This window comes from Georgenia thermotolerans (assembly GCF_009193185.1).
Lineage (GTDB): Bacteria > Actinomycetota > Actinomycetes > Actinomycetales > Actinomycetaceae > Georgenia > Georgenia thermotolerans.
Genome location: NZ_VUKF01000002.1, coordinates 24,118 through 36,970, shown reverse-complemented (window position 1 = coordinate 36,970; position 12,853 = coordinate 24,118). Strand labels below are relative to the sequence as shown.

The following is a 12,853-nucleotide window of genomic DNA, read 5'->3' as shown; positions in this document are numbered from 1 at the left end:
CTCCCGACAGGGAGGTGAGCCGCGCTGGTGCGGCGCCGGGGGCGCCCGCTGGTGTCAGCGCGGCTGCGTAAGGAGCACCGCGGCCGTCATGGTCCAAGGCTATCGCAGCGCCCCGCCGGCCCCGGTGAGCGGCTCGACGGGCGGCGCCGCAAGGGGCTACCTAGGGTGAGAGGGACCCCATCGTGGCCCCGTTCCGGGGCAGGAAGGAGCATGTCCATGCCCAAGACGCTGCCCGCCATCGTCGAGACGAGCCTGCAGCAGGCGCTCGTCGACCTGGTCGACCTCGCCCTGCAGGGCAAGCAGGCGCACTGGAACCTCCACGGCCCGCGCTTCCGCTCGGTGCACCTCCAGCTCGACGAGATCATCGCCGAGGTGCGCGCCGGGTCCGACGAGGTCGCCGAGCGGCTCGTCGCGGTCGGCGGCACCCCGGACGGCCGGGCCGCCGCCGTGGCCGAGGGCTCGGGCCTGCCGCAGCTCGACGGCGGCCCGCTGGCCGACGACAAGGTCATCCGGATGTTCGAGGAGCGGCTGCAGGGCGCGGCCGACCGGATGAAGGAGCGCCTGGACGAGCTCGACGAGACCGACCCCCTCAGCGCCGACCTGCTCATCGGCATAGCCCGCGGCCTGGAGAAGCAGGCCTGGATGCTCCGGGCCAGCACCAGCGACTGAGCGGGCTCAGCGGCGGCCGCCCCGCCCTCAGCGCCGGCCGGCCCGCCCTCGTGCGGGCCGGCCACGCCGTGCCGGCGCGCGGACGAGGACTACGGGCGCCGCGCACCCGCGGGCACGGCGCGACGCCGGGGCCCGACGCCCGCCCGGCGGGCACCGGCACCCCGGACCCGGACCCGGGCGCGCAGCCGGAGCGTGATGCCACCAAGGAGGGCGGCGATCACGGAGCCGACGATCACGGCGAGCTTCGCCGAGCTGCCGGCATCGGTTCCGCCGAACGAGAGGTCGGCGATGAGCAGGGAGACGGTGAAGCCGATCCCGGCGAGCATCGCGACCCCGAGCAGGTCGGCCAGGTCCACGCCGTTGCCCAGGCGCAGGCGGGTGGTCTTCACCAGCACCGCCACGCCGCCCCAGATGCCGAGCGTCTTGCCGAACACGAGGCCGGCCATGACGCCGAGCGCGATGGGGTCGGAGAGCACCTCGCCGATGCCGCCGGAGTCGACCACGGAGACGCCGGCCGCGAAGAAGGCGAACACCGGCAGCACCACGCCGGCCGACCACGGCTGCACGCGGGTGACGAACCGGTGGGTCATGGCGTCGTGCTCGCCCCGGCCGGCGCGGGCGGGAACGCTCAGCCCGAGCAGCACCCCCGCCACCGTGGCGTGCACGCCCGAGGCGTGCATGAGCCCCCACGCGAGGAGGCCGAGCGGGACCAGCACCCACCAGGCGCTCACGCGTCGCCGCACGAGCAGCGCGAAGACGGCGACGAGCGCCAGCGCCCCGAGCAGCGGCAGCAGGTGGATCTCCTCGGTGTAGAAGATCGCGATGACGGTGATGGCGAGCAGGTCGTCGACGACCGCGAGGGTCATGAGGAACACCCGCAGCGCGGGCGGCAGGCCCTTGCCGAAGATGCCCAGGAGCGCCAGGGCGAAGGCGATGTCCGTGGCCGTGGGGATGGCCCAGCCCGCGGTCGCGCCGGAGCCGGTGCCGACCTGGACGAGGGTGTAGATGATCGCCGGGCCGGCCATGCCGAGGACGGCGGCGAGCATGGGCAGCAGCGCCTCGTTCAGCTTGCGCAGGGAGCCTGTGACGAACTCGGTCTTGAGCTCGAGGCCGACGACGAAGAAGAAGATGGCGAGCAGCCCGTCCGCGGCCCAGGCGGAGACCGGCAGGTCGAGGTGGAGGGCGGCGGGGCCGATCACCGTGCCGGCGAGGGCGAAGTAGCTCTCCCGCCACGGCGAGTTGGCCCACACCAGCGCGAGGACGGCGGCCACGAGCAGGAGCAGGCCGGAGAAGCGCTCGTCCTGCAGGCGCACGGCGAGGCCGCGACGCGGGTGGGTGGTCGGGACGTGGTGGTGCTCACGCGGCTGGGTCACGAAGGGGCTCCTGGGGTCGGCGGCAGCAGTGCCGACCAGACTTCCCGGCTCACCTGCCCCCAGCATACGGGACGGTGCTGCCCCGGTGGCAGGGCCGGCACCCGAGATCGGTGCCACACCCCGTGTGCGGCGGCGCTCGGCGCGCCGCCCCTCGGGCGGGGCGTGAGTCAGGGCCGGTAGGCCCGCAGCTTCGAGGTCAGCGCCAGCAGCGTGCGCAGCTCGTCCTCGTCCAGCGCGCCGCCCACGTAGCGCGCGATGCTGCGCACGTGCTGGCGGCCCACCTGCTTCTGCAGGGCGAGCCCGTCCTCGGTGAGGCCGACGAGGATCCCGCGGGCGTCGTCGGGCGCCGGCTCGCGGGCGACCAGGCCCCGCCGCTCGAGCCGGTCGACCATCCGGCTGAGGCTGGGCTGGCTCATGAAGACCTGGTCGTTGAGGTCGCGCAGCCGCAGCCGCCGGCCCTCGGCGCGGCTGAGGGTGAAGAGCACGTCGTACTCGCGCGGGCGCAGCGGGGCGAAGTCGCCGTCGTTCTCGAACCGGCGCATGAGGGCGACCTGGGTGCGGAAGAGGGACTCCCACGCCTCCGCGGCCAGCCGGCCGGTGGCCGTGGCGGGCGCGGTGACCTGGGCCTTCTCCATGGGCACACCCTACGGGCCCCGCCGCCCCGGGCGGTGTACCGGCGCTAGCGGCGGCGGGCCGCGAGGAACTCGCGGAGCTGACCGACGACGAAGGCATGGTCCTCCGCCTGAGGAAGGCCGGACACGCCCACCGCCCCCACGACGCCGGTGCCGGCCACCTGCACCGGGAACACGCCGCCGTGGGCGGCGAAGGCGTCCGGGTCCAGGCGGCTGTCACGTTCGAAGACGCGGCCCTGGACCCGGAACAGCTCCCCCACGCCCATCGAGCTGCGCCCGTACCGCAGGACGACGGCGGTCTTCCGCGCGAGCCAGGCGTCGTTGTCCGCGCTCGAACCGTCCAGCGCCGAGCGGAACACCTGCTGCTGGCCGAGCACGATGCCGATGACGATCGGCAGGGACCGGGCGAGCGCGGCCGCGCGCATCTGGCAGCCCAGCTCCCAGGCGTCCTGCCGGTCGAAGGACGGGAAGACGATCTCGGCCTCGTCGGCGAGGATGCGCTCGTAGAGCTCGGTGGTGGCGGTGGTCATGGGCGGGGAGTCTACGCAGGCCACCAGCTCTCCCCCGGGACCTCAGTCCCCGGGCGGGACGGCGGCCGGTTCGACCGTGCGCTGCGCGGCGGCCCGACCGGCGAGGTACAGACCGGTCACCGCCCCGGCCCGCTCCGCCAGCAGCTCCGCCGTCCGGCCGGTGAGCTCGGCGAGCGTGGCGGGCCCCGGAGCGATCGAGAGCGCCGCGGCGACGCCGTGCCCGGCCAGCTCGTCCTGGCCCACCCGCACCGCCCCGGCGAGGACGACGACCGCGGGCGGGCGCGGCAGGCCACGGGCCGTGGTCGCGACGAGGTCGACGACCTTGCCGTGGAGGGACTGGTCGTCGCACGCCCCCTCGCCGGTGATCACGAGGTCCGCACCGGTCATCGCCTCGGCCAGGCCGACGGCGTCGGCCACCAGGCGGGAGCCCGGCGCCAGCTCGGCGCCGAGCAGGGCGTGCAGGCCGACCGGTACGCCTCCGGCGGCTCCCCCGCCGGGAAGCGTGGTGAGGCTCGTGGGCTCGCACCCGGCCGCGGTGGCGAGGACACGCGCGTAGCTCTGCAGGCCACGCTCCAGCGCGGCCACGTCGTCGCGGTCAGCGCCCTTCTGCGGGCCGAAGACGGCGGCCGCCCCGCGCGGGCCGGTCAGCGGGTTGTCGACGTCGACGGCGATGCGCCAGCGCACGGCCCGCGCCCGCGGGTGCAGCCCGGTGACGTCGACGGTCGCGATGCGTGCCAGGTGCCGGCCGCCCGGCCGGACGGCCTCGCCCGCGGCGTCCCGGAAGCGGACGCCCAGGGCGTGGAGGATGCCGGTGCCGCCGTCCGTGCTGGCCGAGCCTCCCACCAGCACGAGCACCTCCTCGGCCCCCGCGTCGAGCGCGGCGCGGGCGAGCTCGCCGGCCCCGACCGTGTGAGCGTCGAGCGGCGCGGGCGGCCGGTCGCTCACGCGTGGCAGCCCGGACGCCTCCGCCAGCTCGACCACGGCGGTCCGGCCGCCGGGGGCCAGGCCCAGGCGCGCGGTGCAGGGCCGGCCCAGGGCGTCGACGGTGGTCACCTCGGTGGGCCGCACGTGCCAGGCGGCCATGAGGGCGTCGAGGCTGCCCTCGCCCCCGTCCGCCATCGGCACCGTGGTCACCCGGGCGTCCGGGCAGACCCCGCGGACGCCGGCGGCGACCGCCGCGCAGACCTCCTCGGCGCTGGCCGAGCCCTTGAAGGAGTCGGGGGCGACGAGCACGGAGAGGGGCTGGGCTGCGAGCACGGCCACACCCTAGCCGTGGCGGTGCCCGCACCGGCGCCTCACCGACCGTGCGGCAGGGGCCCCGGGGGCAACAGACGGCAACCGGGCACCCCCTCTGCGGCACGTCCCCGTCCCGTCGGAGACCGTATCGCCGCAGGTCAGCGCGGTGGCGTCGCCCGAGGACGGCGGCGTGGGACGTCGTGCGGCCGGTTGCCTCTCGCGGATGTATCCGGTTACATGCGCCGTAGCCCAACACGACGGAGGTCAACGATGACGGTGCAGTTCCTCACCGCGGAGGAAGCGGCCGCGCACGTGCGCGACGGCGCGACGGTCGCCCTGGCGGCCAACGGCGGCGGCATGCTCGAACCCACGGCGGTCATCGCCGCGGTCGAGCGGCGCTTCCTGGACGGCGCCTCGCCGCGCGACCTCACCCTCGTCCACGCCCTCGGCGTGGGCGACCGCGGCTCCCGCGGCGTCAACGGCTTCGCGCACGAGGGCATGGTCCGCAAGGTCATCGGCGGGCACTGGACCTGGTCCGCCTCGATGATGCAGCTCGCCGCCGAGGAGAAGATCGCGGCGTACGTCATGCCCGCCGGGGTGATCACCCACCTGTACCGCGAGTCCGGCGCCCGCCGGCCCGGCTACATCACCCGGACGGGACTGCACACCTTCGCCGACCCGCGTCTGAAGGGCTGTCGCGCCAACGGTGCCGCCACCGAGGAGCTCGTCGAGGTCCTCGAGCTCGACGGCGAGGAGTTCCTGCGCTACAAGCCGCTCCAGGTCGACGTCGCCATCGTGCGCGGCACCGAGGTGGACGACCAGGGCAACATCGGGGCTGACGCCGAGCCCGCCATCCTCGACGCCCTCGAGGCCGCCCAGGCTGCGCGCGGCAACGGCGGCGTGGTCATCGTCCAGGTCAAGCGGCGGGTGGAGCGGATCGACCCCCGGCGGGTCTTCCTGCCCGGGGCGCTCGTCGACTACGTGGTGGTGGTGCCGGAGCAGACCCAGACCTACGTCTGTGAGGAGGACCCGGCACTGTTCGCACCCGTCGCCCCCGCGAGCCTCGAGGGGCCCGCGGGCATCACCGACCCGATCCGGGCGGTGGTGGCGCGCCGGGCCGCCATGGAGGTCGGGGCGGGCGACGTGCTCAACCTCGGCTTCGGCATGAGCGCGGACGTCGGGAAGGTGCTGCGCGAGGAGGGGCGCCTGGGCACGGTGCAGCTCGCCGTCGAGCAGGGCCTGTACAACGGGGTGCCCGAGCTCGGTGACCTGTTCGGGATGGCCACGGGGCCCAGCGCCCGGGTCAGCTCGGCCGTCCAGTTCGACATCTTCGCCGGCGGCCTCATCGATGTCACCTGCCTGGGCATGGCCCAGACCGACCGGCACGGCAACGTGAACGTCTCCGCCTTCGGCGGCAAGGTCATGGGACCCGGCGGGTTCGTGGACATCAGCCAGAACGCCCGCACCGCCGTCTTCTGCGGCTCCTTCACGGCCAAGGGCCTGCGCGTCCACCTCGAGGACGGTCGGCTGGTCATCGACCAGGAGGGCCAGGTGGCCAAGTTCGTGCCCGAGGTCGAGGAGGTCACCTACGCCGGCCCCTACGCCGCCGCCCAGGGCCGCCGCGCGCTGTACGTCACGGAGCGGTGCGTGTTCCAGCTCACCGCCGACGGCCTGGAGCTCATCGAGGTGGCCCCCGGGATCGACATCGAGCGCGACATCCTCGCCCACCTCGACTTCCGGCCCCTCGTCCGGGCCGTCGCCCCGATGCCCGCCGCCTGCTTCGCCCCGCTCGCCACCACCGACCAGCTCGCGCCCGTGGCGTGAGGAGGAGAGAACCATGATCACCACCCAGCACGACGACCACGTCGTCGTCCAGTTCGACCGGCCCGCCAAGCGCAACTCCATGGACCTCGCCGCCTGGACGGCGCTGCGCGAGGCCGTCGAGCGGGCCGCCGAGAACCCGGCCAACCGCGCGATCGTGCTGCGCGGGGACGCCCGGTCGTTCTGCGCCGGCAACGACATCGACGCCATGCGCGCCCTGGACACCCCGCAGGCCGGCGTCGACTACTTCGTCACCGGCATGCTGCCGACCTTCCGCGCCATCGCCGCCTCCCCCCTCCCGGTCGTCTCGGTCGTCGAGGGCTCGGCGCTGGGCGGCGGGGTGGAGCTCGTGACCTGGAGCGACATCGTCATCGCCGGCCCCGACGCCACGTTCGGGCTCCCGGAGACGAAGATCGGCGTGTGGGCCACCGTCTACTTCGGCGCCATGCCCGCCGCCTCGAGCCGCCGGCTCGGCGCCCGCCTGGCGCTGGCGGGCGACGTCATCGGCCACGCCGAGGCCAAGGAGCTCGGCCTGGCCACCTACGCGGTCGGCGCCGACGAGCTCGAGCCGACGCTCGCCCGTGTCCTGGCCGGCATCGCCGCGGGCGCCCCGGACGCCGTCGCCCGCTCCAAGCGCTGGCTCAACCGTGAGCTGCTCGCCGATGGCGTGGAGGCCTCCGCCGCCGCGCTCACCGAGCTCAGCGAGCACACCCTCCCCGGCGAGGAGTTCGCCGGCCGGATGGCCGACTTCCTCGCCGCCAAGGCGGCGCGGGCGGCCGCGAAGGCGGCCGCCCGATGAGCGAGTTCGCCGGGCGCACCGCCATCGTCACCGGCGCGGCGAGCGGCATCGGACGCGACATCGCCCAGGCCCTCGCCGGAGCGGGCGCCGAGGTGCTGTTCGTCGACCGCAACCCGGCTGTCACGGACGTCGCGGCGGCCGTCTCCCAGGCCGCCCTGCAGGCCGACGTCGCGGCGCCGGACTTCCCCGGCGAGCTGACGGCGTGGCTGGACGGCCGCGGCCTGGACCACCTCGTCGTCGCGGCCGGCATCCAGGTGCGCACCGCGGCGGTCGACATCGCCGAGGCCGACTGGGCCCGGCTGCTCGACGTGAACCTCTCGTCCTTCTACCGCACCGTCCGGGCGCTGGTCGGCGCCCTCCAGCGCGGCACCGACGACCGCCCGGGCAGCGTCCTCGCCATCTCCTCGATGTCCGCGGACCGCGCCGTGCCCGGGATCGTGCCCTACGGCTCGGTCAAGGCGGCCCTGTCCCACCTCGTCCGCGGCCTGGCCGCCGAGCTGGGCGGCACCGGGCCGCGGATCAACGCCATCGCACCGGGGTACATCGTCACCGAGATGACCGCCGAGATGCTCGCCCGGCCCGAGAACCACGACCGGATCCTCGCGCGCACGCCCATGGGCCGCTTCGGCCGGCCCGCGGACGTGACCGGACCCGCCCTGTTCCTGCTGTCCGACGCCGCCGGCTTCGTCACCGGGCACACGCTGCCCGTCGACGGCGGCTACGCCCTGGTCTGAGAAGGAGACACGGTGACTACCACCAGCCTGAGGCGGGCCACGACCGTGGCCCTGCCGCGCCCGGACGGCACGCTCGCCGAGGTCGAGCTGCTGCCCGCCCCGGAGGGGGCGGAGCGAGGCGCCCCGCCGCGCTCCCGGGTGGCCTATGCGGCCGCCCACGTCGTCGCCGACCCGCTGACCAGTGCCACGCCGGCCGCGCCGGGGCAGGTGGACTGGCCCGCCACGCTCGCCGTCCGCGAGCGGGTCTGGGCCACCGGGCTCGGCGTCGCCGAGGCGATGGACACCGCGCAGCGCGGGATGGGCATCACCTGGCCGGACGTCCAGACGCTCGTCGAGGCCTCCCTCGCCCGGTGCACCGAGCTCTACGGCAGCCCGGACGGGCGCGTCGTCGTCGGCGTGGCCACCGACCAGCTCACCGGGCCGGCGGATCTCGCCGCCGTCACCGACGCCTACCTCGAGCAGCTGGACTTCGTGGAGTCCCGCGGCGGTACCGCCGTGCTCATGTGCAGCCGCGAGCTCGCCCGGGCGGCGCGGGGGCCGGAGGACTACGCGGCCGTGTACGGGACGGTGCTGGCGTCCGCGCGGCGGCCCGTCGTGCTGCACTGGCTCGGCGCGGCGTTCGATGCGCAGCTGCGCGGCTACTGGGGCGGAGGCTCGCTCGACGCCGCCACCGAGGTGGTCCGCGCCGTCATCGCCGACAGCGCCGGGAAGGTCGCCGGCATCAAGATGTCCCTCCTCGACGCCGACCGCGAGATCGCGATGCGCCGGGCGCTCCCGGACGGCGTGCGCGTGCTGACCGGGGACGACTACAACTACCTCGACCTCATCGCCGGGGACGAGCAGGGTCACAGCGACGCGCTGCTCGGCGCCTTCGCGCTGTGCGCCCCGACCGCCGCCGCGGCGCTCCGCCGCCTCGACGTGGGTGACGAGGCCGGCTACCGCGAGCTTCTCGGCCCGACCGTCGAGCTCTCCCGTCACGTCTTCGCCGCCCCGACCAGCTACTACAAGACGGGGGTCGCCTTCGTCTCCTACCTCCAGGGCTACCAGGGCCACCCGCGCATGCTCGGCGGCCTGGAGGCGGGCCGCTCCGTGCTGCACCTGGCCCGCCTGGTCGAGCTCGCCGGGCAGGCGCGGATCCTCGTCGACCCCGAGCGCACGGCCCACGTGGTGCGCCGCTGGCTCGCCGCCCTCGGGATCGAGGGGGCCTGATGGAGCTGGCACAGGCGAGCCTCAACGCGTGGACGGTCAAGGACCTGCCGCTCGCGGACCTGCTCGCCCGGGCCCGGGCCCGCGGCTTCGGCGGCGTCGCGCCCTGGCTGGAGACCATCGCGCCGGTGGGGCCGGAGGCCGCGGCGCGGATGATCGCCGACTCCGGCCTCGCGGTGAGCAGCGTGTGCCGTGGGGGTTTCTTCCCCGCCGACGACGCCGGCGAGCGGCGCCGTGCGGTGGACGCGACGAAAGAGGCGATCGACGTCGCCGCCGCGATCGGTGCGCCCACGCTGGTCGTGCTGCCCGGGGGCCTGCCCTCCCCCACCCGCGCCGACGGCGTCACCCTGGCCGACGCGCGACGGCACGTGGCCGAGGGGCTCGCCGCCTGCCTGGACCACGCCCGTGGCGCCGGGGTGCGGCTCGGCCTGGAGCCGCTGCACCCGATGATGGCGGCCGACCGGAGCGTGGTGTGCTCCCTGGAGCAGGCGAACGACGTCATCGACGAGCTCGACGACGACGCCCTCGGCCTCGTCGTCGACATCTACCACTGCTGGTTCGACCACGCCCTGGAACGGGAGCTCGCCCGCGCGGGCGAGCGGGTGCTGGGGGTGCACCTGTCCGACTGGGTGCTGCCCCTCGGCGGGCACCTGTCGAGCCGCGGGATGATCGGCGACGGGTGCATCGACCTGACCGGCACCATCGGGATGGCCCGCCGTCACGGCTACACCGGCCTGTTCGAGATCGAGGTGCTCTCCGACCGCTGGTGGGCCGAGAACCCCGTGGACGTCGTCGACCTCGTCGCCGACCGCTGGGCCCGCCTCCCCGCCCCCGACACCGCCCACTGACCCGCTGACCTGCCGGACCGCCCGGCGGGCCGGCAGGTCAGCAGGTCAGCGGGGCGGTGGAGCGGTGGAGTCCCTCACCACCAGCTGGGCGGGCAGCGGGGCCGGCGAGGCCACCGGCGCGCCGCCCATCCTCCCGTGCAGCAGCCTCCAGCCCTCCCGGCCCAGCTCCTCGCGCGGGGTGCGCACGGTGGTCAGCCGCGGCGAGGAGTAGGCGCTGAACACGATGTCGTCGAACCCGGTCAGCGACACGTCCTCCGGCACGCGGATGCCCAGCTGCTCGAGCCGGTGCAGCGCGCCCAGCGCGACGAGGTCGTTGAAGCCCACGATCGCCGTCGGCCGGTGCTCCAGGGCGGCGTCCGTGGCGTCCAGGCCCGCATCGATGGTCCCGCCGGCCGGGACCACCGTGACGGTCATGCCCAGCCGCTCCGCCTCGGCCACGGCGCGCAGGCGCACCGCGTTCTGGGCTGACGCCGGCGGGCCCGAGAGGTAGGCGACCGTGCGGTGCCCCAGCTCGGCGAGGTGGCGGTAGACGGCCTGCATCCCGCCCAGGTTGTCCACGGTGACGTCGGGCAGCGGCGTGACCCAGCGCGGCCCGATGAGCATCACCACGGGCTTGGTCTCGCCGGCGAGCTCGTCGAGCAGCTCGTGGTCCTCGCGGGGGCCCACGAGCACCAGCGCGTCGACGTACCGCATGAGGTCGTCGACGAGCGCCCGCTCCGCGGCCGGGTCCTCCATCGAGTCGGTGACGACCATCCGGTAGCCGTCCTCCGCGCTGGCCCGGCCGATGCCGCGGATGACGTCGTAGAAGTAGGGGTTCGACAGGTTCGGCACGACGACCCCGACGGACCGTGAGCGGCCCGTGGCCAGGCTCCGGGCCATGGCGTTGGGCCGGTAGCCCAGCCGCTCGGCGGCGGCGAGGACCTGCGTGCGGCGCTCGGCGGTGACCTTCTCGCTGCCGGCCATCACCCGGCTGACGGTGGCCACCGACACGCCGGCCTCCCGGGCGACCGACCGTGCGGTCACCGTGTCCGGTCTGGACCTGCTCACTGCTCCCGCCCCGTCCCGAGGCCCCGCGGTGCGCTCACGCCTCGGCCGGCGTGAGCCGCTCGGGCGCGGAGTCGGCATCCAGGTAGAGCGTGACGTCCGGGTGGGTGCGCAGCGCCGTGGCCGGGTGGGCCGGGCCCACGGGCTCGGTCAGCGCCGCGCGGACCGCGACCCGCTTGGCGCTCCCGGGGACCACGCAGAACAGCCGGGCGGCGTCCAGCAGCCGCGGGATGGTCAGGGTGATGGCGCGGCGCGGCACGCGGTCGAGCGAGGGAAAGCAGCCGTCGTCGACCTGCTGGCGCCGGCAGCTCTCGTCGAGGTCGACGACCTTGACCGCCAGAGGGTCCTCGAGGTCGGCGACCGGCGGGTCGTTGAAGGCGAGGTGGCCGTTCTGCCCGATGCCCAGGCAGACGACGTCGAGCGGTGCCTCGGCCAGGAGCGCGCTGTAGCGGGCGGCCTCGCCCTCGGGGTCGCCGCCGGGATCCAGACGGTGCACGGCGCCGAACGGTACGCGGCCGAACAGCGCAACGTCCAGCCAGCGCGCGAAGCGCTCCGGCGCCTCCGGGGCCAGGCCGAGGTACTCGTCCATGTGGAACGCGGTCACCCGCCGCCAGTCGATGCCCTCCGCGGCCACCAGGCGGTCGAGCATCTCCTGCTGGCTCGGTGCGGCAGCGAACACCATCCGCACCTCAGGCTGCCGGGCCAGGCGAGCGCGCAGCTCCGCGGCCACGTCGGCCGCGGCGGCGGCCCCCATCGCCGCGCGGTCGGGGAACACCCGGGTCCGGAGCCCGCTCATCGGGTGCCTCTTCCTGCCGGCACCAGCGCCGGCACCGCGACACGTTGCCGGCTCCCGGAGGAGGTGAGCGCCAGCTCCCCGAGCTGGACCCCCCGGGCCGCCGACCCCAGATCGTTGGCGTGGGGGCGCCCGGCGGCGACGTCGCGCAGGTAGTCCTCCCACTGCAGCCGGAACGGGCTCGCCGCCGGCCCGGAGGGTGGGACGGCCGCCCACCGCGTCCGCTCGTCCGACAGCGGCCGGGCCGTGTCGCCGGACATCGCCGGGGTGACCGAGGCGTGCTGGGTGACGCAGCTCTGGAACCCCGCCACCGCGGACCCGGCCGTCCCGTCGACCTGGATCTGCAGCACCTCGTCACGGAACATCCGCACCCCCCAGGAGGCGTTGACCACCGCCACGGCCCCGCCGTCGAGATCCAGCGTGCTGTAGACGGCGTCGTCCGCCGTCGCGGCGTAGGGCTCGCCCTGCTCGTCCCACCGCCGCGGCACGTGCGTCGTCGCCACGGCGTAGACCCCGCGCACCGGCGCGACGATGCGCTCGACGAGGTAGTTGAGGTGCGTGAACATGTCGGCGGTGATGCCCCCGCCGTCCTCGGCCCGGTAGTTCCAGCTCGGCCGCTGGCCCGCCCGGTGCTCGCCGTCGAACACCCAGTACCCGAACTCCAGACGCACCGACAGGATCCGTCCGAAGAACCCCTCCGCGGCGAGCCGGCGCAGCGCGGCCGGCCCCGGGAGGTAGAGCATGTGGTGGACGACGCCGGTCGTCACCCCGGCCGCCTCCGCCTGCCGGGCCAGCTCGAACGCCTCCGTCGCGGTCTGGGCGGAGGGCTTCTCGGCGTAGACGTGCTTGCCGGCCGCGATCGCCGTGCGCACCGCCGCGGCGCGGCCCGCGGTGGCCTGGGCGTCGAAGTAGACGTCGACGTCGGACAGCACCGCGTCGAGGTCGGTGCTCCACCGCTCGATGCCGTGCGCAGCGGCGATCTCCTGCAGCCGGTCCGCCCGCCGGCCCACCAGGACGGGCTCCACCTGCACCGTGGAGCCGTCGGGCAGGACCACGCCACCGGCGTCCCGGATGGGCAGGATGGCGTTGCGGAGGTGCTGCCCGTATCCCATGCGTCCGGTGACGCCGTTCATCGCGATGCGCAGCGTGCGCATGTGGACTCCTTCCT

General features: G+C 75.2%; 13 protein-coding genes. 6 read left to right on the top strand and 7 right to left on the bottom strand.

All coding sequences use genetic code 11. The features are described 5' to 3' along the window. Window positions 1-216 precede the first annotated feature (216 nt). Window positions 217-669, top strand: a complete 453-nt coding sequence (locus GD970_RS01280; RefSeq protein ID WP_152199837.1) for a Dps family protein — start codon at window positions 217-219, stop codon at window positions 667-669. A gap of 89 nt (window positions 670-758) precedes the next feature. Here GD970_RS01280 and nhaA read toward each other — a convergent pair whose 3' ends face one another. The 4 genes from nhaA to GD970_RS01260 form a co-directional block, all read right to left on the bottom strand. Then, window positions 759-2,042: a Na+/H+ antiporter NhaA gene (nhaA, locus tag GD970_RS01275; RefSeq protein ID WP_226925050.1), complete on the bottom strand. Its 1,284-nt coding sequence runs from the start codon at window positions 2,040-2,042 to the stop codon at window positions 759-761. A 167-nt stretch (window positions 2,043-2,209) separates the two neighbouring features. Continuing rightward, window positions 2,210-2,677 (bottom strand): MarR family winged helix-turn-helix transcriptional regulator, encoded by a 468-nt coding sequence (locus tag GD970_RS01270; protein WP_152199832.1) that lies wholly within the window; start codon window positions 2,675-2,677, stop codon window positions 2,210-2,212. Between the two features lie 44 nt (window positions 2,678-2,721). Continuing rightward, window positions 2,722-3,204, bottom strand: a complete 483-nt coding sequence (locus GD970_RS01265) for a heme-degrading domain-containing protein (protein ID WP_152199829.1) — start codon at window positions 3,202-3,204, stop codon at window positions 2,722-2,724. A 42-nt stretch (window positions 3,205-3,246) separates the two neighbouring features. Continuing rightward, window positions 3,247-4,461: a glycerate kinase gene (locus tag GD970_RS01260; RefSeq protein ID WP_226925048.1), complete on the bottom strand. Its 1,215-nt coding sequence runs from the start codon at window positions 4,459-4,461 to the stop codon at window positions 3,247-3,249. A gap of 249 nt (window positions 4,462-4,710) precedes the next feature. Between GD970_RS01260 and GD970_RS01255 the strand changes: the two genes are divergently transcribed. The 5 genes from GD970_RS01255 to GD970_RS01235 are packed head-to-tail and all read left to right on the top strand — an operon-like array spanning window position 4,711 to window position 9,848. Continuing rightward, on the top strand, window positions 4,711-6,264 hold the full coding sequence (locus GD970_RS01255) for an acyl CoA:acetate/3-ketoacid CoA transferase (protein ID WP_152199824.1): 1,554 nt from the start codon (window positions 4,711-4,713) through the stop codon (window positions 6,262-6,264). Between the two features lie 13 nt (window positions 6,265-6,277). Then, window positions 6,278-7,060, top strand: coding sequence for an enoyl-CoA hydratase/isomerase family protein (locus tag GD970_RS01250; RefSeq protein ID WP_152199822.1), 783 nt, complete (start codon window positions 6,278-6,280; stop codon window positions 7,058-7,060). Continuing rightward, window positions 7,057-7,794, top strand: coding sequence for an SDR family NAD(P)-dependent oxidoreductase (locus GD970_RS01245; protein WP_152199820.1), 738 nt, complete (start codon window positions 7,057-7,059; stop codon window positions 7,792-7,794). The genes GD970_RS01250 and GD970_RS01245 overlap by 4 nt, the downstream gene beginning before the upstream one ends. Window positions 7,795-7,806: 12 nt before the next feature. Further along, window positions 7,807-9,003 (top strand): DUF993 family protein, encoded by a 1,197-nt coding sequence (locus GD970_RS01240; RefSeq protein WP_226925047.1) that lies wholly within the window; start codon window positions 7,807-7,809, stop codon window positions 9,001-9,003. Then, window positions 9,003-9,848, top strand: a complete 846-nt coding sequence (locus GD970_RS01235; protein ID WP_152199817.1) for a sugar phosphate isomerase/epimerase family protein — start codon at window positions 9,003-9,005, stop codon at window positions 9,846-9,848. Before GD970_RS01240 ends, GD970_RS01235 begins: the two co-directional genes overlap by 1 nt. 45 nt (window positions 9,849-9,893) lie before the next feature. On the opposite strand, the gene GD970_RS01230 is transcribed toward GD970_RS01235, so the two are convergent. Genes GD970_RS01230 through GD970_RS01220 form a run of 3 tightly spaced genes read right to left on the bottom strand, consistent with a single transcriptional unit; the run spans window position 9,894 to window position 12,839 of the window. Further along, a complete protein-coding gene (locus tag GD970_RS01230; RefSeq protein ID WP_170297226.1) occupies window positions 9,894-10,871 on the bottom strand; it encodes a LacI family DNA-binding transcriptional regulator in 978 nt (325 codons plus the stop codon). Window positions 10,872-10,929: 58 nt separating this feature from the next. Further along, window positions 10,930-11,688, bottom strand: a complete 759-nt coding sequence (locus GD970_RS01225; RefSeq protein WP_211489753.1) for a glucosamine-6-phosphate deaminase — start codon at window positions 11,686-11,688, stop codon at window positions 10,930-10,932. Beyond that, the gene (locus GD970_RS01220; RefSeq protein ID WP_152199812.1) at window positions 11,685-12,839 is read right to left on the bottom strand and encodes a Gfo/Idh/MocA family protein; all 1,155 of its coding nucleotides are present in this window, start codon (window positions 12,837-12,839) and stop codon (window positions 11,685-11,687) included. The genes GD970_RS01225 and GD970_RS01220 overlap by 4 nt, the downstream gene beginning before the upstream one ends. Window positions 12,840-12,853 lie beyond the last annotated feature (14 nt).

Excerpts from the sequence above, each read along its gene's own strand:
- GD970_RS01280 (WP_152199837.1), top strand. The coding sequence starts at position 217 with ATGCCCAAGACGCTGCCCGCCATCGTCGAGACGAGCCTGCAGCAGGCG.
- GD970_RS01270 (WP_152199832.1), bottom strand. The coding sequence starts at position 2,677 with ATGGAGAAGGCCCAGGTCACCGCGCCCGCCACGGCCACCGGCCGGCTG.
- GD970_RS01265 (WP_152199829.1), bottom strand. The coding sequence starts at position 3,204 with ATGACCACCGCCACCACCGAGCTCTACGAGCGCATCCTCGCCGACGAG.
- GD970_RS01255 (WP_152199824.1), top strand. The coding sequence starts at position 4,711 with ATGACGGTGCAGTTCCTCACCGCGGAGGAAGCGGCCGCGCACGTGCGC.
- GD970_RS01250 (WP_152199822.1), top strand. The coding sequence starts at position 6,278 with ATGATCACCACCCAGCACGACGACCACGTCGTCGTCCAGTTCGACCGG.
- GD970_RS01245 (WP_152199820.1), top strand. The coding sequence starts at position 7,057 with ATGAGCGAGTTCGCCGGGCGCACCGCCATCGTCACCGGCGCGGCGAGC.
- GD970_RS01235 (WP_152199817.1), top strand. The coding sequence starts at position 9,003 with ATGGAGCTGGCACAGGCGAGCCTCAACGCGTGGACGGTCAAGGACCTG.
- GD970_RS01225 (WP_211489753.1), bottom strand. The coding sequence starts at position 11,688 with ATGAGCGGGCTCCGGACCCGGGTGTTCCCCGACCGCGCGGCGATGGGG.
- GD970_RS01220 (WP_152199812.1), bottom strand. The coding sequence starts at position 12,839 with ATGCGCACGCTGCGCATCGCGATGAACGGCGTCACCGGACGCATGGGA.